Source organism: Leclercia adecarboxylata (assembly GCF_035787115.1).
Taxonomy (GTDB): domain Bacteria; phylum Pseudomonadota; class Gammaproteobacteria; order Enterobacterales; family Enterobacteriaceae; genus Enterobacter; species Enterobacter adecarboxylatus_E.
Window position 1 is genome coordinate 293,400 of sequence record NZ_JALKTL010000004.1, and the last position, 18,669, is coordinate 312,068.

The 18,669-nt window shown below is 55.9% G+C and carries 17 protein-coding genes; 9 read left to right on the top strand and 8 right to left on the bottom strand.

Annotated features, from left to right (window positions below; translation table 11 throughout):
• Positions 1-272: 272 nt before the first annotated feature.
• Positions 273-1,289, top strand: coding sequence for an HTH-type transcriptional regulator GalR (gene galR, locus MXM41_RS15225; RefSeq protein WP_325932841.1), 1,017 nt, complete (start codon positions 273-275; stop codon positions 1,287-1,289).
• Here galR and MXM41_RS15230 read toward each other — a convergent pair.
• The 4 genes from MXM41_RS15230 to MXM41_RS15245 form a co-directional block, all read right to left on the bottom strand.
• Positions 1,250-1,726 (bottom strand): GNAT family N-acetyltransferase, encoded by a 477-nt coding sequence (locus MXM41_RS15230; protein WP_325932842.1) that lies wholly within the window; start codon positions 1,724-1,726, stop codon positions 1,250-1,252. The two genes, galR and MXM41_RS15230, sit on opposite strands and share 40 nt — an antisense overlap.
• Positions 1,723-2,496, bottom strand: coding sequence for a GntR family transcriptional regulator (locus tag MXM41_RS15235; RefSeq protein ID WP_325932843.1), 774 nt, complete (start codon positions 2,494-2,496; stop codon positions 1,723-1,725). The genes MXM41_RS15230 and MXM41_RS15235 overlap by 4 nt, the downstream gene beginning before the upstream one ends.
• 90 nt (positions 2,497-2,586) lie before the next feature.
• Positions 2,587-4,014 carry a glycoside hydrolase family 1 protein gene (locus tag MXM41_RS15240; RefSeq protein ID WP_325932844.1) on the bottom strand — a complete coding sequence of 476 codons (1,428 nt, stop codon included), beginning with the start codon at positions 4,012-4,014 and terminating at the stop codon, positions 2,587-2,589.
• Positions 4,011-5,348 carry a PTS sugar transporter subunit IIC gene (locus tag MXM41_RS15245; protein WP_325932845.1) on the bottom strand — a complete coding sequence of 446 codons (1,338 nt, stop codon included), beginning with the start codon at positions 5,346-5,348 and terminating at the stop codon, positions 4,011-4,013. Before MXM41_RS15245 ends, MXM41_RS15240 begins: the two co-directional genes overlap by 4 nt.
• Before the next feature lie 291 nt (positions 5,349-5,639).
• Between MXM41_RS15245 and MXM41_RS15250 the strand changes: the two genes are divergently transcribed.
• Positions 5,640-6,677, top strand: a complete 1,038-nt coding sequence (locus tag MXM41_RS15250) for a LacI family DNA-binding transcriptional regulator (protein WP_325932847.1) — start codon at positions 5,640-5,642, stop codon at positions 6,675-6,677.
• On the opposite strand, the gene lysA is transcribed toward MXM41_RS15250, so the two are convergent.
• Complete coding sequence (gene lysA / locus MXM41_RS15255; protein ID WP_325932848.1) at positions 6,647-7,909, bottom strand: diaminopimelate decarboxylase; 1,263 nt, start codon at positions 7,907-7,909, stop codon at positions 6,647-6,649. The two genes, MXM41_RS15250 and lysA, sit on opposite strands and share 31 nt — an antisense overlap.
• 120 nt (positions 7,910-8,029) lie before the next feature.
• On the opposite strand from lysA, the gene MXM41_RS15260 reads away from it, so the two are divergent.
• Positions 8,030-8,968, top strand: coding sequence for a LysR family transcriptional regulator (locus tag MXM41_RS15260; protein ID WP_325932849.1), 939 nt, complete (start codon positions 8,030-8,032; stop codon positions 8,966-8,968).
• On the opposite strand, the gene MXM41_RS15265 is transcribed toward MXM41_RS15260, so the two are convergent.
• Entirely contained in the window at positions 8,955-9,647 is a 693-nt protein-coding gene (locus MXM41_RS15265; protein WP_325932850.1) for an aspartate/glutamate racemase, read from the bottom strand. The two genes, MXM41_RS15260 and MXM41_RS15265, sit on opposite strands and share 14 nt — an antisense overlap.
• Before the next feature lie 137 nt (positions 9,648-9,784).
• On the opposite strand from MXM41_RS15265, the gene MXM41_RS15270 reads away from it, so the two are divergent.
• The 6 genes from MXM41_RS15270 (at position 9,785) to MXM41_RS15295 (ending at position 16,080) form a co-directional block, all read left to right on the top strand.
• The gene (locus MXM41_RS15270) at positions 9,785-10,108 is read left to right on the top strand and encodes a cupin domain-containing protein (protein ID WP_039029883.1); all 324 of its coding nucleotides are present in this window, start codon (positions 9,785-9,787) and stop codon (positions 10,106-10,108) included.
• Between the two features lie 548 nt (positions 10,109-10,656).
• Positions 10,657-11,547 (top strand): carbohydrate ABC transporter permease, encoded by an 891-nt coding sequence (locus tag MXM41_RS15275; RefSeq protein ID WP_103822749.1) that lies wholly within the window; start codon positions 10,657-10,659, stop codon positions 11,545-11,547.
• Positions 11,540-12,442 (top strand): carbohydrate ABC transporter permease, encoded by a 903-nt coding sequence (locus MXM41_RS15280; protein WP_103176849.1) that lies wholly within the window; start codon positions 11,540-11,542, stop codon positions 12,440-12,442. The genes MXM41_RS15275 and MXM41_RS15280 overlap by 8 nt, the downstream gene beginning before the upstream one ends.
• Positions 12,443-12,454: 12 nt before the next feature.
• A complete protein-coding gene (locus tag MXM41_RS15285; RefSeq protein ID WP_325932854.1) occupies positions 12,455-13,582 on the top strand; it encodes an ABC transporter ATP-binding protein in 1,128 nt (375 codons plus the stop codon).
• A 13-nt stretch (positions 13,583-13,595) separates the two neighbouring features.
• Positions 13,596-14,885 carry an ABC transporter substrate-binding protein gene (locus MXM41_RS15290; RefSeq protein ID WP_325932855.1) on the top strand — a complete coding sequence of 430 codons (1,290 nt, stop codon included), beginning with the start codon at positions 13,596-13,598 and terminating at the stop codon, positions 14,883-14,885.
• 67 nt (positions 14,886-14,952) lie between these two features.
• Positions 14,953-16,080, top strand: a complete 1,128-nt coding sequence (locus tag MXM41_RS15295) for an oligogalacturonate lyase family protein (protein WP_325932856.1) — start codon at positions 14,953-14,955, stop codon at positions 16,078-16,080.
• Positions 16,081-16,155: 75 nt separating this feature from the next.
• Here the strand turns inward: MXM41_RS15295 and MXM41_RS15300 are convergent, their stop codons facing one another.
• Both MXM41_RS15300 and kduD read right to left on the bottom strand, forming a co-directional pair.
• Positions 16,156-17,589: a sugar porter family MFS transporter gene (locus tag MXM41_RS15300; RefSeq protein WP_325932989.1), complete on the bottom strand. Its 1,434-nt coding sequence runs from the start codon at positions 17,587-17,589 to the stop codon at positions 16,156-16,158.
• Positions 17,590-17,885: 296 nt separating this feature from the next.
• A complete protein-coding gene (gene kduD, locus MXM41_RS15305; RefSeq protein WP_325932857.1) occupies positions 17,886-18,647 on the bottom strand; it encodes a 2-dehydro-3-deoxy-D-gluconate 5-dehydrogenase KduD in 762 nt (253 codons plus the stop codon).
• Between the last annotated feature and the right edge of the window lie 22 nt (positions 18,648-18,669).

Here is an 18,669-nt window from a genome sequence, read left to right on the forward strand (position 1 = left end):
GGTCAACTTCACCTATCAATACCTCTGGGATCTCAAATGTAGCAATGCGCCCCAAATGCCTGCCAGCAGACAATCGCAACAGCCTGAGGCAAAGTGTAACCAAAGATTCAAATTCACCCACGTTTGTCACGCTTCGCTGTGTAACGATTACACCGTTTCCGCTAACGTTTCTCACCTTTGTGAATTGCCTCACCGCCCTGCGCTTGAATACGCCTCACTTTTCCGCAACACTATCTGGTGTGTAAACGCTTACCCCAATAAGAAGGTAGAGAATGGCGACTATTAAGGATGTGGCCCGAATGGCGGGTGTTTCCGTCGCCACGGTTTCACGCGTAATAAACAGCTCCCCCAAAGCCAGTGAAACTTCCCGCCAGGCCGTGCTGGCCGCCATGGAATCCCTGAACTATCACCCCAACGCTAACGCCCGCGCGCTGGCTCAGCAATCCACCGATACCGTCGGGCTGGTGGTGGGCGATGTCTCCGATCCCTTTTTCGGCGCGATGGTCAAAGCCGTCGAGCAGGTCGCCTACCAGACCGGCAACTTCCTGCTGATCGGCAATGGCTACCACAACGAGCAGAAAGAGCGACAGGCGATCGAGCAGCTTATCCGCCATCGCTGCGCGGCGCTGGTAGTGCACGCCAAAAAGCTGCAGGATGAGGAGCTGGTGCATCTGATGAAGCAGATCCCCGGCATGGTGATTGTGAACCGCATTATTCCCGGCTACGCGCATCGCTGCGTGGCGCTGGACGATCGCTACGGCGCCTGGCTTGCCACCCGCCACCTGATCCAGCAGGGGCATACCCGTATCGGTTACCTCTGCTCTAACCACTCCATTTCCGACGCCGAAGACCGGCTGCAGGGCTACTACGATGCGCTGCGCGAGAACGACCTGCCCTGCAACGATCGTCTGGTCACTTACGGTGAACCCGACGAGCGCGGCGGCGAGCAGGCGATGACCGAGCTGCTGGGACGCGGACGTAATTTTACGGCGATCGCCTGTTATAACGACTCGATGGCCGCCGGGGCGATGGGGGTGCTGAACGATAACGGGATTGATGTCCCGGGGGATATTTCGCTGATCGGCTTCGATGACATCCTGATCTCGCGCTACGTGCGACCGCGCCTCACCACGGTGCGCTATCCTATCGTCACCATGGCGACGCAGGCGGCAGAGCTGGCGCTGTCACTGGCGGATAAACGCCAGCCGCCGGAGATCACCCACCTGTTCAGCCCGACGCTGGTGCGACGTCACTCCGTTGTGCCACCGGCAGAGTCCGCCAGCGAATAACGGTAGAGATGCACGGTTTTGTCCGGATATTCCAGCCCGTCACCGATGTAGTGCCAGCCGTAGCGCTCGTAGAAATCGCGACAGGCAGACCAGAGATGCAGTTCGCGATGGCCCATCTTTGCAGCATGACTTTGAACGTGCTGCTGTAATTTCCCCGCCAGCCCCTGCCCGCGCGCCGCATCATCAACGTACAGCGCCGCCAGCCAGGGATACAGATCCTGGCGGGTAATCAGATCGCAGCGCCATAATCCTACCGTGCCGAGCAGGCGCTCACCCTCGGTGGCGATAAAGGTCAGCGGCAGCGCGTCGGGGGTCTGGCTGTGGGTCACCACGCTTTCGAAAAACGCGCGCGGCACGCCGTCGCCAAAGGCCTGCCACAGCCAGTCGATCACCTGCTTTGCGTGCTGTGGGGCGGCGTACAAGGGTTGAATATTCACATCAGCTTTCCCTGAAAAATGGGCACGGATTCAAACAGATAGCCGTCAAAGTCCGGGGCGTCCTCGTCAGAAAGCTCAAGCAGGCTCTTTTTGACATTTTCCAGATGCTGGAACATGGCCTGCCAGGCTCCCATCACGTCGCGGCGGCGCAGGGCGGCGAGGATGGTCTGTCGGTCGCCCAGCCACTTCAGGCGATACGCCCGGCTGGCGATGTGGATGTTGAACTGCTGCCAGAGCGGGCTGCTGTCCATGTGGTGCCAGACGCTCTCCACGGTGGCCAGCAGCATCTGATTCTGCGTCGCCCCCGCCAGCACCAGATGAAACATCTTGTTGTTGTCCTGGCTGTTGTCGTTAGCAGCGATCGCCCGCTGCTCCTGCTCGATGATGCGACGCAGGTTGTCGATATCCGCCCGGGTCGCCATTTTAGCGGCAAAGGCGGCAATGTTGCTTTCGAGCAGCTGGCGCGCCTGCAGGATCTCGAACGGGCCGACGTCGCTGTGAAAGAAGCGCTCCTCTTCATGCTCATGCTCTTCGGGGATGCGCATCACGTAGACGCCGGAACCCTGACGAATATCCACGGTGCCCTGCAGCTCCAGCATCAGCAGCGCCTCACGCACAATTGTGCGGCTGACGCCGTAAGTTTCCGCAATATTGCGCTCCGGCGGCAGGCGTGAGCCTACGGGATAGTGCCCCTGGACGATCTGGGCGCGTAAATCCTCGCCAATCTCCTGGTACTGCTTCTTTTCCGCCGGGACGACAGCCTTATCCACGTTATCACCTGTACTGTGAGTTAATGCGCGGGCCGGGCATCTTCCCGGCCAGTTTGTGCACTATGTTACCAGAACCGTCGCGATCGTCGCCTACTTCCATTCATCGTCGATGTTCAGGGTCAGAACGCGCTCATCGCGCAGTTGTCGGAACCAGCTGGCCGACTTTTTCGCCCGTCGGGCGCGGTTGTCCGCAAGGTCGATCTCAATCAGCCCATAGCGGTTTTTAAAGGCGTTCATCGGCGAGACGTTATCGGTGAAAGCCCACAGCATATAGCCGTGGCAGTTTGCCCCCTCTTCCCGTGCCAGCAGCGTGTAATAAAGGTGCTCGCTGATAAAGTTAATGCGATAGTTGTCCTCAATTTCCCCGTCACCATTGCGGTACTGGCCTTCGTTTTCCACGCCCATTCCGCTTTCGGCAACAAACCAGTCGATATTGCGATAGTCGTTTTTGATCCGCATCGCCATGTCGTAGATGATGCGCGGGGCGATCTCCCACCCGCGGGAAGTGTTCATCCTTCGTCCCGGCAGTTCAAACGGCTCGTAGTAGTACGCCGGATGGAACGGCGTATCGGGGTGCCAGGCCCGGGACGGGGCCTTTACCCGGTGGGGGTAATAGAGGTTAATTCCCAGCTCGTCGACGGTGTTTTCCGCAATCAGGGCCAGCTCGTCGGCGCTGTACTCCCACCGCACCTGGTGTTTTTCCAGCAGGGTGAATAGCGCCTCGGGGTAACGCCCATGCACCAGCGGGTCGAGGAATACCCGGTTGTAGAACAGATCGTAGATCTCCGCGGCCTTGACGTCGTGCGCAGCCCGGGAACGGGGATAAGTGACTTCCGGGTTGAGGATACAGCCCACGCTGCCAGCGTAGCCCTTCTCGCGGAACAGCTTCACCACCTTCGCCGTGGCCAGCACCTTATGGTGGTTCCACTGCATCCAGGTGTGGGTGTTTTGCTCATAGGGCCAGCGCAGGGCATCGAGATAAACCCGGGTCTGCACCACAATCGGCTCATTGAAGGTAAACCAGCGCGTCACCACCTGATGATAGCGGGCAAAAACCTGTTCGGCGTAGCGGGTGAACAGCTCCACCACGTGTTTCGACGCCCAGCCGCCGTAGGTTTCCAGCAGCGTGCCCGGTAGCTCGTAGTGCTCAAGGCAGATCATCGGCTCAATGCCCTGACGGCGCATCTCGGCGAACAGGGCGTCGTAATATGCGGCGTACTCTTCGTCCACCGTGGCGTTTTCGTAGTCGGTAAGAAAGCGCGACCAGTTGATGGAGGTACGGTAATGGGTCAGCCCGGTCTGCTTCATCAGCGCCACGTCTTCACGGAAACGGTTGATGAAATCGGTCGCCACCGCCGGGCCGTAGCCGTTATGCCAGACCTGACGATCGTTTTTGTACCACAGGTCGATCCAGGAGTCCTGCCCGGCTTTTTTCCCGCTCCAGCCCTCGGTTTGCCAGGCGGAGGCCGCGGCCCCAAGGATAAACCCCTCAGGGATAGTCATCTGTTTAATGCTCATGCGTTATTCGTCGCCTCCTGGTTTGCCGCTTGCTGCGCGGCCTGCTCAGCGCGGCGGGACGCGATCTTCACAAACGGCAGATAAATAAGTACGGCGGTAATGATGCAGACAAGCTGGGTCACCACCGCCCCCATTGAACCGGCGGTAGAGAGCCAGGCGTTGATCAGCGGCGGCGTGGTCCAGGGCACCATTACCACGGCTTTTCCGGCAAAACCGGTGATGGTGGCGAAGTAGCCAATAGAGCCGGTCACCAATGGGGTGATGATGAACGGGATCGCCAGGATCGGGTTGAGCATGATTGGCATACCGAAGATCACTGGCTCGTTGATGTTAAAAATCCCCGGGCCGATAGAGAGCTTGGCGATCTCTTTCATCTCTTTGCGTTTGGTGCCGATCATCACGGCAATCAGCAGGCCGATGGTCAAGCCCGAGCCGCCGATGCTCATGTAGACATCCCAGAACGGCATGGTGATGATGTTCGGGATCTCTTTCCCCTGCTCAAAGGCGCTCATATTGACGGTGATCGCCCCCAGCAGCAGCGGCTCGCGGATCGGTTTAATCATCTGGTTGCCGTGGATACCAATAACCCAGAACAGCTGGGCCACGAACATCAGCAGCAGGATCCCCGGCAGGCTTTGCACCACGCGCTCCAGCGGCTGCTGCACCACCTGGTATACCGCATCGTAGAGGTACATGCCGGTGATCTGATGGAACACAAAGCCAAAGGTGGCGATGGTGGCAGTGGTGATGATCGCCGGGATCAGCGCCGAGAACGAGGCCGAGACGTTTGGCGGCACGGTGTCCGGCATCCTGATTTTCAGCCCCGGGCGTCCTTCCAGCCAGCAGTAGATCTCCACCGACAGAATAGCGATAAACATACCGAGGAACAGGCTACGGGTATCCGAGAACTGGCGCAGCAGCACGTCTTTTACCATGTGCATTTCGCCATCGACCATCATCTCGACAGTGGTTGGGGTAACGCAGATAAAGCAGATCACCGCCAGCAGTCCGGGGAACAACGACTTAATGCCGTTGATGCGCCCGAGCTCAATGCCGATCAGGAACACGGCCCCGATATTGAGGAAGTTCAATGTGGCGTAGTTCAGGGCACTGGTGATCGGTTTCAGCGTGGCGAGAAAAGACAGCGACTCAAAGCTGGCTAAGCCGTTTTTCGGATCCAGTACCATGTTGGAGATCAGCACCGAAAATGCGCCAACAATGATGACCGGCATTAAGGTGATGAAGGCGGATTTTATCGCCATGATATAGCGATAACTGTTGAACTTTGTGGCGAAACTGCCCAGAGAATTGATCAGTTTTTCCTGTAATGCCATAGGGTAATACCTCAGTAAAAGGGCCTTTATTGGGATAAGGTGTTCATCCGGCTTCTATTGGCATACCAAAAATAGCTTCTGGTGAAGATTTGTTCTGTGATTAAGCTCTCAACGCCGCAACAGGTATTCCGGAGTACGATTTATCGCCACTTTGGTATGCCACTTTTACTGACGTTCTGACCTGTTGCCAGAAAGCGTGATCCTGATGGGGGTTTTCCTCCTCCCGCCCGGCTTATGCCCCTGAACGTCTGTGATAAACTTCCGTGCATAACGTGGAAGCAGGAATAACGAATGGCAACAATGCTGGATGTCTCACTGCGCGCGGGCGTGTCGAAAGCCACGGTGTCGCGCGTGCTGAACGGCACAGGTCAGGTAAAAGAGAGCACCCGTCAGCAGGTTTTTAACGCGATGGAAGAGCTGGGCTATCGCCCCAATTTTCTGGCGCGATCGCTGGCGAACCGGACCAGCAACAGCATTGGTCTGGTGGTCTCCACCTTTGACGGTTTTTACTTTGGTCGCCTGTTGCAGCAGGCCTCCCGACAGACCGAAACGCACGGGAAACAGCTGATTGTCACCGACGGTCACGATACCCCGGAGCGGGAAGAAGAAGCGGTGCAGATGCTGGCCGATCGCCAGTGCGATGCCATCGTGCTTTACACCCGCTATATGAGCGAAAAAGCGATCATGAAGCTCATCAACAGCGTGAAGATGCCGCTTATCGTGATCAACCGTGACGTCAGCCAGGCGCGGGAACGCTGCGTGTTCTTCGAGCAGCAGGAGGCGGCCTTTAGCGCGGTAGAGTATCTGATAAGCCAGGGACATCGGGAGATCGCCTGCATGACCGTGCCGATCCACACCCCTACCGGCAAGGCGCGACTGACGGGCTATCGCAACGCGCTGGAAAAGCACGGCATTCCCTGGGATGAGAGCCGGGTGAAGTATGGCGATTCGGGGATGACGCGCGGGTATGAGCTGTGCCAGGAGCTGCTGAACGAGAAGGTATCGTTCAGCGCCCTGTTTGCCTGCAATGACGATATGGCGCTGGGCTCGTCGAAAGCGCTGCATCAGGCCGGGCTGCGCATTCCAGAGGATGTATCGCTGTTCGGCTTCGATGACGCGCCGTGCGCGAAGTGGCTGGAACCCGCGCTCTCTACCGTCTATCTGCCCATCGACAACATGATTACCACCGCTATCGATCAGGCGATCCGGCTGGTAAAGAACGAGCCGATAGAAGCGATCCCGCCCTTTACCGGTACGCTGGTGTTACGCGATTCGGTGGCGACGGGACCCTGGTTCGATCAGAACAGTTCGAGCGCGAGCAACTCCTGAATGGTCTGACGGCGGCGGATCAGACGCGCCGCGCCGTTATCGAACAGCACTTCCGGCAACAGCGGACGGCTATTGTAGTTGGATGACATAGAGGCGCCATACGCGCCGGTATCGTGCAACACCAGATAATCTCCCGGCACAACCGCTGGCAGGGTGCGGGTTTCTACTTTCCCGCCCTCCTGCTGGGTAAACACGTCGCCGGATTCGCACAGCGGCCCGGCGACGACCGTTTCCACCCATTCAGACTGGGTTAAATCGCGGCCGTCGGCGGCCAGCGCCGTGATGTGGTGATAGCTGCCGTACATTGCCGGGCGCATCAGATCGTTGAAGCCCGCGTCGATGAGCACAAAATGACGGCTCCCCATCGCCTTCACGCTGCGCACCTGAGACACCAGCACGCCTGACTCGGCGACGAGGAAACGGCCCGGCTCGATCTCCAGTTTCACTGCATGACCCAGATGGGCGGCGATTTTATCCCGCGCGCCGTTCCACAGGCCGTAGTAGTGATCGGTATCGATCGCCTCTTCTCCTTCGCGATACGGGATCGACAGCCCGCCACCGGCGGAGATCGCCTCCAGATCCTGACCAAACTCAATCACCTGGCGCACCATGGCGCCGCACACCTGTTCAAGGTGACCGTAGTCCACGCCGGAACCGATGTGCATATGAATGCCCACCAGCTTCAGGTTATAGCGCTGCAGTACTTCCAGTGCCGCGGGCAGATCGCTGTACCAGATGCCGTGTTTGCTGTTTTCGCCGCCGGTGTTGGTCTTCTGGCTGTGGCCGTGACCAAACCCCGGGTTGACGCGCAGCCAGACGCGGTGGCCCGGCGAAACCTGACCCAGCTGCTCAAGCATATCCACCGAACCGGCGTTGACCGGGATCTGCAGCTCACGCACCCGGGCAAGCGTCGCGCTGTCGATCAGGTCAGCGGTAAAGACAATCGCATCGCTGTCGGCTTTTGGATCGTAGCCCGCCGCCAGCGCACGCTCGATTTCACCCAGCGACACGGAGTCAACCTTGACGCCCTGCTCGCGCATCAGGCGCAGAATGTGAATGTTAGAGCAGGCTTTCTGGGCAAAGCGCACCACGTCAAACTGATGCAGCGCCGCAATTTTGTCGCGGATAATCTGCGCGTCATAGACCCAGACGGGGCAGCCAAACTCCGCGGGCAGGCGCAGTAAATTGTCGGCATTCAGATCGGTATCGGTGTTGTTCAGCGGGCGTGGCATGGTGATCTCCGGGAATTCAATTTTTTACCATTACGCCACAGCGCGAAGAGAATAAAAAATATCGTTTTATCGCCAGTCTATGCAAAAATGATATGGATTACGCGCAACCAGGTCGCCACTATGCCCGCAGTGAATTTACGCCATATTGAGATTTTCCACGCCGTGATGACGACGGGGAATCTGACCGAAGCCGCGCGGCTACTTCACACCTCGCAACCGACGGTGAGCCGCGAGCTGGCACGTTTTGAAAAAGTGATCGGACTGACGTTGTTTGAACGCACCCGCGGGCGGCTGCACCCTACCGTGCAGGGGCTGCGGCTGTTCGAGGAAGTGCAGCGATCCTGGTACGGGCTGGACCGCATCGTCAGCGCCGCCGACAGCCTGCGCGAGTTTCGTCAGGGCGAGCTTTCCATCGTCTGCCTGCCGGTCTTTTCCCAGTCGTTTTTACCTGCCCTGCTGCAGCCGTTTCTCGCCCGTTACCCGGACGTCAATCTCACCATCGTGCCGCAGGAGTCACCCCTACTGGAGGAGTGGCTCTCGGCCCAGCGCCACGATCTGGGCCTGACCGAAACCCTCGCCACCCCGGCGGGCACCACGCGCCACGAGCTGCTCTCATTAGATGAAGTATGTGTGTTGCCTGCCGGACATCCGCTTGCGGAAAAAGCGGTGCTGACGCCGGCGGATTTTCAGGGTGAGAACTACATCAGCCTGTCGCGCACCGACAGTTACCGGCAGCTGCTGGACCAGCTATTCGCCGAGCATCAGGTGAAGCGACGAATGGTGGTGGAGACGCACAGCGCTGCCTCAATCTGTGCGATGGTGCGGGCGGGCGTGGGGATTTCAGTGGTGAATCCGCTGACGGCGCTGGACTATGCCGACAGCGGGATTGTTATTCGCCGCTTCAGTATCCCAGTGCCGTTTACGGTGAGCCTGATCCGCCCCCTGCACCGCCCGGCCTCGGCGCTGGTGGACGCCTTTAGCGCGCATCTGCAACAGGGGCTGGCTACCCTCACCGGCCCGCTGGAGCGGCTGTTAGCGTCGCCCGTTACGAAAGCATAAACTCCACCGCATCGGCAGCGTGGATCGCGGCGGTATCAAACACCGGAATTGGGCTTGCATCTGCCGGGACCAACAGGCCAATCTCGGTGCAGCCGAAGATCACCCCCTGTGCTCCTCGTTCGGCAAGTTTCTGGATCACCTCAAGATAGTAGCGGCGTGACGCCTCGCTAAAGGTGCCGAGACAGAGCTCGTCGAAGATAATCTGATTAATGCGCGCCCGATCCGTCTCGTCCGGGATCAGGCTCTCGATGCCGTACTGCGCCGTCAGCCGCCCGCGGTAGAAATCCTGCTCCATAGTGTAGCGGGTGCCAAGCAGCGCTACCCGGTTCATGCCCGCCGCGGTAATCGCCCGGCCCGTGGCATCGGCGATATGCAGGAACGGCAGGGAACAGCGCGTTTCAATCTGCTCAGCGACTTTGTGCATGGTGTTGGTGCAGAGCAGAATGGCCTGCGCCCCCGCCCCCTGCAGGCCCAGCGCCGCCGTCGCGAGGATCTCCCCGGCCTTTTCCCAGTCGCCGCTGGACTGGCAGGCTTCGATCTCGTGGAAATCGACGCTGTGCAGCAGCAGGCTCGCAGAGTGTAATCCTCCGAGACGCTGTTTTACCCCTTCGTTGATCAGACGATAATACGGAATGGTGGACTCCCAGCTCATTCCTCCCAACAGGCCAATGGTTTTCATCTTGCTCTCCTTTCCGGTTTCATCCAGTGAAGCAAACTTGTGATCGAGTTTCCAGTTCTCTGGTTCGACATTTCCTTTTAGCCCTCTCTGGGATAAATTAAATGAAACGATGTTTCACTATATAACAGGACATGAGCATGTTTATTTTCCACAAAGAGACGCAGCTTGAAGATCTGGGTAATGGCGTTACGCGTCGTATTCTGGCGCACGACGGCAAAATGATGGCGGTAGAGGTGAATTTTGAGCAAGGCGCCGTGGGCCCAATGCATAACCACCCTCATGAGCAGCTGACCTATGTTTTGTCCGGCGAGTTTGAATTTACCATCGGCGAAGAGAAACACGTAGTGACCGCCGGAGATACCCTTTATAAGCAGCCGCATATTATGCACGGCTGCGTTTGTCTGAAACCGGGCACTCTGCTGGACACCTTTACCCCGGTGCGTGAAGATTTCCTCAAATAAAGAAAAAGGCGATGCTTGGGCATCGCTTTTTTTTGCTTAAGCGCAATTTCGCGTTATTTCAGCAAATAATCATTCAACAAGTTAATTATATCCTCGCTACTTTCATTCCAATGTTACATTTTTGCTACAAATATTAGTAGTTTGTATCCGCTGCCAATAATTCCCAAAATATGTGAGCAAAGTCCTCTGTTTAGCCGGTTCTATCCCTCCGTTTTTCCGCGCAAACCGATAAAAATGCCACTCATCTCACCTTATTGAAACGCTGTTTCGACCTTGATCACATTTCCACTATTTATCGAATGACGTGGATTTAAATCACAATAAAATAAATTAAAACGACGTTTTACAAATTGAAAACAGTGGTTCATAAGTTTTAAAAAATTGCGAAACCGGGCAGGATGCGCCCGAATTTACAGGCACTCACGAACAGGTAGAAGGAGATACCACAGTGAACTTTCGCACCAGACGCATTCCGCTGTTCGCTTCCTGTTAAGCGGGCAGAGCCGGGCAGATTCCGTTTTAAACCATTAATTACCAGGTAGGTATGTATGAATGAAAACAAGATGCTGGGGCTGGCCTGGATATCACCCTACATAATTGGGTTGATACTCTTCACCGCCTTCCCCTTTGTTTCATCTTTCTTCCTCAGTTTTACTGAGTACGATTTGATGAGCCCGCCCGTCTTTAACGGCGTAGAGAACTATCGCTACATGTTTACAGAAGATACCCTCTTCTGGAAATCCATGGGCGTGACCTTTGCGTATGTATTTTTAACCATCCCGTTAAAGCTGGCCTTTGCGCTGGGTATTGCGTTTGTTCTGAACTTTAAACTGCGCGGCATCGGTTTCTTCCGTACCGCTTATTATATTCCGTCGATCCTCGGCAGCTCCGTCGCCATTGCCGTTCTGTGGCGCGCCCTGTTCGCCATTGATGGCCTGTTGAACAGCTTTATTGGCGTCTTTGGTTTTGACGCGGTGAACTGGCTGGGCGAACCCTCTCTGGCGCTGATGTCCGTTACCCTGCTGCGCGTCTGGCAGTTCGGTTCTGCGATGGTGATCTTCCTCGCCGCCCTGCAGAACGTGCCGCAGTCGCAGTACGAAGCCGCGATGATTGACGGTGCCTCGAAATGGCAGATGTTCATGAAAGTCACCGTGCCGCTGATCACGCCGGTTATCTTCTTCAACTTCATCATGCAGACCACGCAGGCGTTCCAGGAATTTACCGGTCCGTATGTGATTACCGGCGGTGGACCAACCTACTCTACCTACCTGTTCTCACTGTACATCTACGACACCGCATTCAAGTACTTTGACATGGGATACGGCGCCGCACTGGCCTGGATCCTGTTCCTGGTGGTTGCTGTCTTTGCCGCTATCGCCTTTAAGTCTTCGAAATACTGGGTCTTCTACTCCGCCGATAAGGGAGGCAAAAATGGCTGATATTCAACAACTCTCCACGGCGAGAAGCATCGCAGAACGTGAAGTGGCGCGTACCCAGCGTCGTGAAAAAATTAGCGCCACCATTCGCTATGTGATCCTGCTGTTTGTTGGCCTGCTGATGCTCTATCCGCTGGTGTGGATGTTCTCGGCGTCGTTCAAACCGAACCACGAGATCTTCACCACCCTCAGCCTGTGGCCGGCACACGCCACCTGGGACGGCTTTGTGAACGGCTGGAAAACCGGTACCGAGTACAACTTCGGTCATTACATGCTGAACACCTTTAAGTATGTGATCCCGAAAGTGATCCTGACCATTATCTCCTCCACCATCGTGGCGTACGGCTTTGCCCGCTTCGAGATCCCGTGGAAGAAGTTCTGGTTTGCGACGCTGATTACCACCATGTTGCTGCCAAGCACCGTACTGCTGATCCCGCAGTACCTGATGTTCCGTGAAATGGGCATGCTGAACAGCTATATGCCGCTGTACCTGCCGCTGGCCTTCGCCACGCAAGGGTTCTTCGTCTTCATGCTGATCCAGTTCCTGCGCGGTGTACCGCGTGACATGGAAGAGGCAGCGCAGATTGATGGCTGTAACTCTATTCAGGTGCTGTGGTACGTGGTCGTGCCAATCCTGAAGCCAGCCATTATCTCCGTGGCACTGTTCCAGTTCATGTGGTCAATGAACGACTTTATCGGGCCGCTGATTTATGTCTACAGCGTGGATAAATACCCGATTGCACTGGCTCTGAAAATGTCCATCGACGTCACCGAAGGTGCGCCGTGGAACGAAATTCTGGCAATGGCGAGCATCTCCATTCTGCCATCCATCATTGTCTTCTTCCTGGCACAGCGCTACTTCGTACAGGGCGTAACCAGCAGCGGAATTAAAGGTTAAGAGGGAAATATCATGGCTGAAGTTATTTTCAACAAACTGGAAAAGGTCTACTCCAACGGCTTCAAAGCGGTACATGCTATCGACCTTTCAATCGCTGAAGGTGAATTCATGGTGATCGTCGGGCCATCCGGCTGCGCGAAATCCACCACCCTGCGTATGCTGGCCGGTCTTGAGACCATCAGCGGCGGCGAAGTGCGTATCGGCGATAAGATCGTTAACAACCTCGCGCCAAAAGAGCGCGGGATTGCGATGGTGTTCCAGAACTATGCGCTCTACCCGCACATGACCGTGCGCGAAAACCTGGCCTTTGGCCTGAAGCTGAGCAAGCTGCCCAAAGCGCAGATTGAAACCCAGGTTAACGAAGCAGCCAAAATTCTGGAGCTGGAAGAGCTGCTGGACCGCCTGCCGCGCCAGCTCTCCGGTGGCCAGGCGCAGCGTGTGGCCGTAGGCCGCGCGATCGTGAAAAAGCCGGACGTGTTCCTGTTCGACGAACCGCTGTCCAACCTCGATGCCAAACTGCGTGCCTCGATGCGTATCCGTATCTCCGACCTGCACAAGCAGCTGAAGGCCTCCGGCAAACCAGCGACCACGGTTTACGTAACCCACGATCAGACCGAAGCGATGACCATGGGCGACCGCATCTGCGTGATGAAGCTCGGCCACATCATGCAGGTGGATACTCCGGACAACCTGTACCACAAACCGAAAAACATGTTCGTGGCGGGCTTTATCGGCTCACCGGAGATGAACATCCGCGCCAGCAGACTGGTACAGCAGGACGGTCAACTGGCCCTGACCATTGGCAACCAGACCATGCCGTTAAGCGCAGAGCTGAAAGAGAAAGTCGCCAGCCACGCTGATAAAGACATTTTCTACGGCATCCGCCCTGATTTCGTCTCTCTCTCCGACGAGCCGTTCGCTGAAGGTGGCTGCACCGGGGAGATGGTCCGCGCCGAAAACATGGGACATGAATTCTTTGTGTATCTGAAAGTTGGCGAATACGAACTGACAGCCCGAATTCCTTCCGATGAAGCTAAACCTATGATCAACAAGGGCCTTCACCGTAAGGTGTACTTTAAGTTTGATATGAATAAGTGTCATATTTTTGACGCAAAAACTGAACAGAACATCTCTCTTTAATGGAGTTATAAAAATGAAAAAAGTGCTTTTAAGCGCCGTTATCTCCGCTACCTTTGGAATGAGTGCCCTACCCACTTTTGCTGCGGACAGCACCGATCTGCGTATGTCCTGGTGGGGCGGCAATGGCCGTCACCAGGTTACGTTGAAAGCGCTGGAAGAGTTCCACAAACAGAACCCGGATATTAACGTTAAATCAGAGTACACCGGCTGGGATGGACACCTGTCCCGTCTGACCACCCAGATTGCGGGCGGCACCGAGCCGGACGTGATGCAGACCAACTGGAACTGGCTGCCAATCTTCTCTAAAACCGGCGACGGCTTCTACGATCTGAACAAAATGAAGGACGTGATCGACCTGTCTCAGTTCGATCCAAAAGAGCTGCAGTCAACCACGGTGAACGGCAAGCTGAACGGGATCCCAATCTCCGTTACCGCCCGCGTCTTCTACTTCAACGATGAGACATGGAAAAAAGCGGGCGTAGAGTACCCGAAAACCTGGGACGAGCTGATGGCGGCCGGTAAAGCTTTTGAGAGCAAACTGGGCAAACAGTACTACCCGGTGATTCTGGAGCACCAGGATACCCTGGCGCTGCTGAACTCCTACATGATCCAGAAGTACAACATCCCGGCGGTGGACGAGAAGGCGAAGAAATTCTCCTACACCAAAGAGCAATGGGTTGAGTTCTTCCAGACCTATAAGAAGCTGATCGACAGCCACGTGATGCCGGACACCAAGTACTACGCGTCGTTCGGTAAGAGCAACATGTATGAGATGAAGCCGTGGATCGAAGGTGAATGGGGCGGCACCTATATGTGGAACTCCACCATCAAAAAATATTCCGACAACCTGAAGCCGCCAGCAAAACTGGAGCTGGGCAGCTACCCAATGCTGCCGGGTGCAACCGATGCCGGCCTGTTCTTTAAACCGGCCCAGATGCTCTCTATCGGCAAATCCACCAAAAATCCGGAAGCAGCAGCGAAAGTCATCAACTTCCTGCTGAACAACAAAGAAGGCGTTGAGACGCTGGGTCTGGAGCGTGGCGTGCCGCTGAGCAAAGTGGCGGTGCAATACCTGACCGAAAACGGCACCATCAAAGAGGACGATCCGGCGGTAGCGGGTCTGCGCCTCGCGCAGTCTCTGCCAGCTAAACTCTCGGTATCGCCATACTTTGACGACCCGCAGATCGTGGCTCAGTTCGGTACCTCTCTGCAGTACATCGACTATGGTCAGAAAACCGTCGAAGAGACCGCCGCTGACTTCCAGCGTCAGGCTGAACGTATCCTGAAACGCGCAATGCGCTAATTCCCTTACGTTATCAATACCCTACCGCTTCTGCGGTGGGGTATTTTTTTATCTGAAGGAACATACAATGAAAGGAAAAATCATTCCCCTGCGTTTTCGTACCCGTCAGGACAGTGAAACCGGACATGAGGTGATCCGCCTTACGCCCCCGCACATTATTTGTCACCGTAACTACTTCTATCAAAAATGTTTTACCCGTGACGGCAGCAAGCTCATTTTTGGCGGCGCCTTCGAAGGTCACTGGAACTACTACCTGCTGGATATTGCAGAGCAGCAGGCGACTCAACTCACCGACGGCGCCGGGGACAATACCTTTGGCGGCTTCCTCTCTGAGGACGATCGCGCCCTGTGGTATGTGAAAAACAGCAGCCAGCTACGGCGCGTCGATCTCGACACCCTGGAAGAGTATGTGGTGTATGAGGTTGATAACGACTGGGTGGCTTACGGTACCTGGGTGGCGAACAGTGACTGCACGAAACTGGTCGGCATCGAAATCAAAAAAAGCGACTGGCAGCCGCTCACCGACTGGAGCAAATTCCGTGCGTTTTACTTCACCAGTCCGGAATGTCGCCTGATCAACATCGATCTGCAAACCGGCGAACGGCGCGTGATTTTGCAGGAGAAACGCTGGCTCGGGCACCCGATCTACCGTCCGTTTGACGACAATACCGTTGCGTTTTGTCACGAAGGGCCGCGCGACGCGATCGATGCCCGCATGTGGCTGATTAATGAAGATGGCAGCAATCTGCGCAAGGTGCGCCAGCATGCCGCCGGAGAGAGCTTTACCCATGAGTTCTGGGTGCCGGACGGATCGGCGCTCTGTTATGTGGCGCACAAAGAGAACGATCCGCAGCGCTATCTCTTTAGCGCCGACCCAGTGACCCTGGAAAATCACCAGCTGATGGCGATCCCGCCCTGCTCTCATCTGATGAGTAACCATGACGGCTCGCTGATTGTCGGCGACGGTGCGCCGCACAATACCGGCGACATCAGCCTGAACGATCCCTTTATCTGGGTGTTCGATATTAATAAAGGCACGCAAACCGCCGTTTGCCAGCACAACACCAGCTGGAAAGTGCTGGACGGCGACCGTCAGGTGACCCACCCGCATCCGTCGTTTTCACCGGATAACAAATGGGTGCTCTATACCTCCGATGAAGAAGGGATGCCCGCGCTGTACTTATGTGCGGTCTGATGCCTTCCCCCCTTTCCCACAGGGAGAGGGAGAAAACCGCAGGCCCGGCAAGCGAAGCGCCGCCGGGCATTAACCTTACACACCGATATTACGTAACTTCTCCCCTGCCATCAGCTTGCGCTCGATATGCTCCAGGGTTATGCCTTTGGTTTCCGGGATCAGCCAGAAGGTAATCCCAATAAATGCCACGTTCAGTACCGTATAAAGCCAGAAGGTTCCCGCCGCGCCGATAGCATCCAGCAGGGTCAGGAAGGTGGCGCCAATGATCATGTTCGACACCCAGTTAGTGGTCGTGGAACAGGTGATGCCAAAGTCGCGGCATTTTAACGGCTGAATTTCAGAACACAGGATCCACACCACAGGCGCGGCACTCATCGCGTAGCCCGCAATGCACATCATCGTCATACCGACGGACAGCCAGGATAAGCTGCTGGACGCGGTACCGTTATCAAACTGCATCAGGCAATAGCCCAGGATCAGCGTCCCCAGCGCCATCACGCTAAAACCAATTTTAAGGGCAGGCTTACGGCCCGCCTTATCGACGGTAAATACCGCAATAAAGGTGGCAAACATGAAGGTCAGCCCCACCACCAGCGTGGCGATCATCTGCTGTTCGGTAGTGGTGAATCCGGCCATTTTGAAAATACGTGGTGCGTAATACATGATGATATTCATGCCGGTAAACTGCTGCATCGCCTGCAGCAGCATGCCGAGAAATACCGCACGGCGCACGTTGCGGTTTACTTTGAACAGCGACCAGCCCCCCTGTTTAAGCTTGAGGCTTTCGCGGATCTCGTTCAGCTCTTCACGCGCTTTCTCGGAGGTATCGCGCAGCATCCGCAGCACTTCTTCCGCCTCGACGTGTCGCCCTTTTTGCGCCAGCCAGCGTGGACTGTTGGGCAAAAATATCACCAGCACAATCAGCAATATCGCCGGTAATGCCAGCACACCCAGCATTGCGCGCCAGTTGCCGCTGTAGCTGAAATACGTATCAGAAAGGAAGGCCAGCACAATACCGAGCGTTACCATCAGCTGGTACATGCTGATCATTTTGCCACGCACGTCTTCACTCGCCATCTCTGAAAGATACAGGGGGGCGGTATAGGAGGCGATCCCCACGGCCACGCCCAGCAGCACGCGAGAAAGCAATAATGCCTCAACGCCTGTGGCAAATGCGGAGCCCAGTGAGCCTGCCACAAACAGAATGGCGCCCACCATCAGGCTGTATTTTCGGCCCAGGCGGAACGAGAGCCAGCCGTTGAACAAGGCTCCCACGGCTGCGCCCAGCATCATACTGCTCACCACCCACTCCTGCAGGCGATTGCTGAGCGTAAAGTGATCGGTGATAAAGGGTAACGCACCGGCAATGACGCCGATATCCAACCCAAACAGTAAGCCGGCCACCGCCGCGGAAACAGAAACAAACAGGTTCATCCTTCGGGAATCGCGAAGGGCGCGGGGCATATAGGTAGAGTCATTTATAGATGTCATATTTTCCTGCCTGAACAGCGTAAGACGTTAATCGAAATTACGAGAAACCCTGAAAAAGTGTCAGGTCGTATAACGTGAAAATATGGATTTATCAGCTGGCAGGTTTGAATCTGTGATGGACATTACACTTTAAAATAAGGGTTAATATTTCCCACTTTTTGTTAATCATTTGATATTTAGTAAATAAATATGTGATGCATGTCATCCTGGTAAAATGATTATGGATTTTCCTCTTTTTCCAATATGGACAATGACTTATTCAGGTCAAAAAAAACCTCCGCCCTGGGGCAGAGGTCTTTCGACAGGGGCGAGAATTAACGCGCCAGCCAGCCGCCATCAACCGCGACGGTGTAGCCGTTGATGTAGTCAGAAGCGCTGGAGGCCAGGAACACAACCGGACCCATCAGATCGCTTGGCAGACCCCAACGACCCGCAGGGATACGCTCGAGGATTGCCGCGCTGCGCTCTTCGTCTGCACGCAGCTGCTGGGTGTTGTTGGTCGCCATGTAGCCTGGCGCGATGGCATTCACGTTGATGTTGTGCTGCGCCCATTCGTTCGCCAGCAGGCGGGTTACGCCCATTACGCCGCTTTTAGAGGCGGTGTAGGAAGGAACACGGATGCCACCCTGGAAGGAGAGCATGGAGGCGATGTTGATGATTTTGCCGCCGTTGCCCTGTGCGATGAAGTGCTTCGCCGCCGCCTGAGACATAAAGAATACGCTCTTAATGTTCAGGTTCATGACGTCGTCCCAGTCCTGCTCGCTGAAATTGATCGCGTCTTCACGACGGATCAGACCGGCGTTGTTCACCAGAATGTCGATTTTACCGAATTCAGCAACCGCACGATCCAGCAGCTCAGGAATCGCGTCAATTTTACGCAGGTCAGCGGTCAGGCTCAGGAAACGACGGCCCAGCGCGGTAACACGCTCGATGGTCTCTTTTGGCTCAACGATGTTGATACCGACGATGTCGCAGCCCGCTTCCGCCAGACCTACAGCCATACCCTGGCCCAGGCCGGTGTCGCAACCGGTCACAACAGCCACTTTACCTTGCAGAGAAAATGCATCCAGAATCATTTTTAATCCTTATCTTTCAGCG

Coding starts and splice junctions, on each gene's coding strand:
- galR (WP_325932841.1), top strand. CDS start 273: ATGGCGACTATTAAGGATGTGGCCCGAATGGCGGGTGTTTCCGTCGCC.
- MXM41_RS15240 (WP_325932844.1), bottom strand. CDS start 4,014: ATGAGCATTAAACAGATGACTATCCCTGAGGGGTTTATCCTTGGGGCC.
- MXM41_RS15245 (WP_325932845.1), bottom strand. CDS start 5,348: ATGGCATTACAGGAAAAACTGATCAATTCTCTGGGCAGTTTCGCCACA.
- MXM41_RS15250 (WP_325932847.1), top strand. CDS start 5,640: ATGGCAACAATGCTGGATGTCTCACTGCGCGCGGGCGTGTCGAAAGCC.
- lysA (WP_325932848.1), bottom strand. CDS start 7,909: ATGCCACGCCCGCTGAACAACACCGATACCGATCTGAATGCCGACAAT.
- MXM41_RS15260 (WP_325932849.1), top strand. CDS start 8,030: ATGCCCGCAGTGAATTTACGCCATATTGAGATTTTCCACGCCGTGATG.
- MXM41_RS15265 (WP_325932850.1), bottom strand. CDS start 9,647: ATGAAAACCATTGGCCTGTTGGGAGGAATGAGCTGGGAGTCCACCATT.
- MXM41_RS15270 (WP_039029883.1), top strand. CDS start 9,785: ATGTTTATTTTCCACAAAGAGACGCAGCTTGAAGATCTGGGTAATGGC.
- MXM41_RS15275 (WP_103822749.1), top strand. CDS start 10,657: ATGAATGAAAACAAGATGCTGGGGCTGGCCTGGATATCACCCTACATA.
- MXM41_RS15280 (WP_103176849.1), top strand. CDS start 11,540: ATGGCTGATATTCAACAACTCTCCACGGCGAGAAGCATCGCAGAACGT.
- MXM41_RS15285 (WP_325932854.1), top strand. CDS start 12,455: ATGGCTGAAGTTATTTTCAACAAACTGGAAAAGGTCTACTCCAACGGC.
- MXM41_RS15290 (WP_325932855.1), top strand. CDS start 13,596: ATGAAAAAAGTGCTTTTAAGCGCCGTTATCTCCGCTACCTTTGGAATG.
- MXM41_RS15295 (WP_325932856.1), top strand. CDS start 14,953: ATGAAAGGAAAAATCATTCCCCTGCGTTTTCGTACCCGTCAGGACAGT.
- kduD (WP_325932857.1), bottom strand. CDS start 18,647: ATGATTCTGGATGCATTTTCTCTGCAAGGTAAAGTGGCTGTTGTGACC.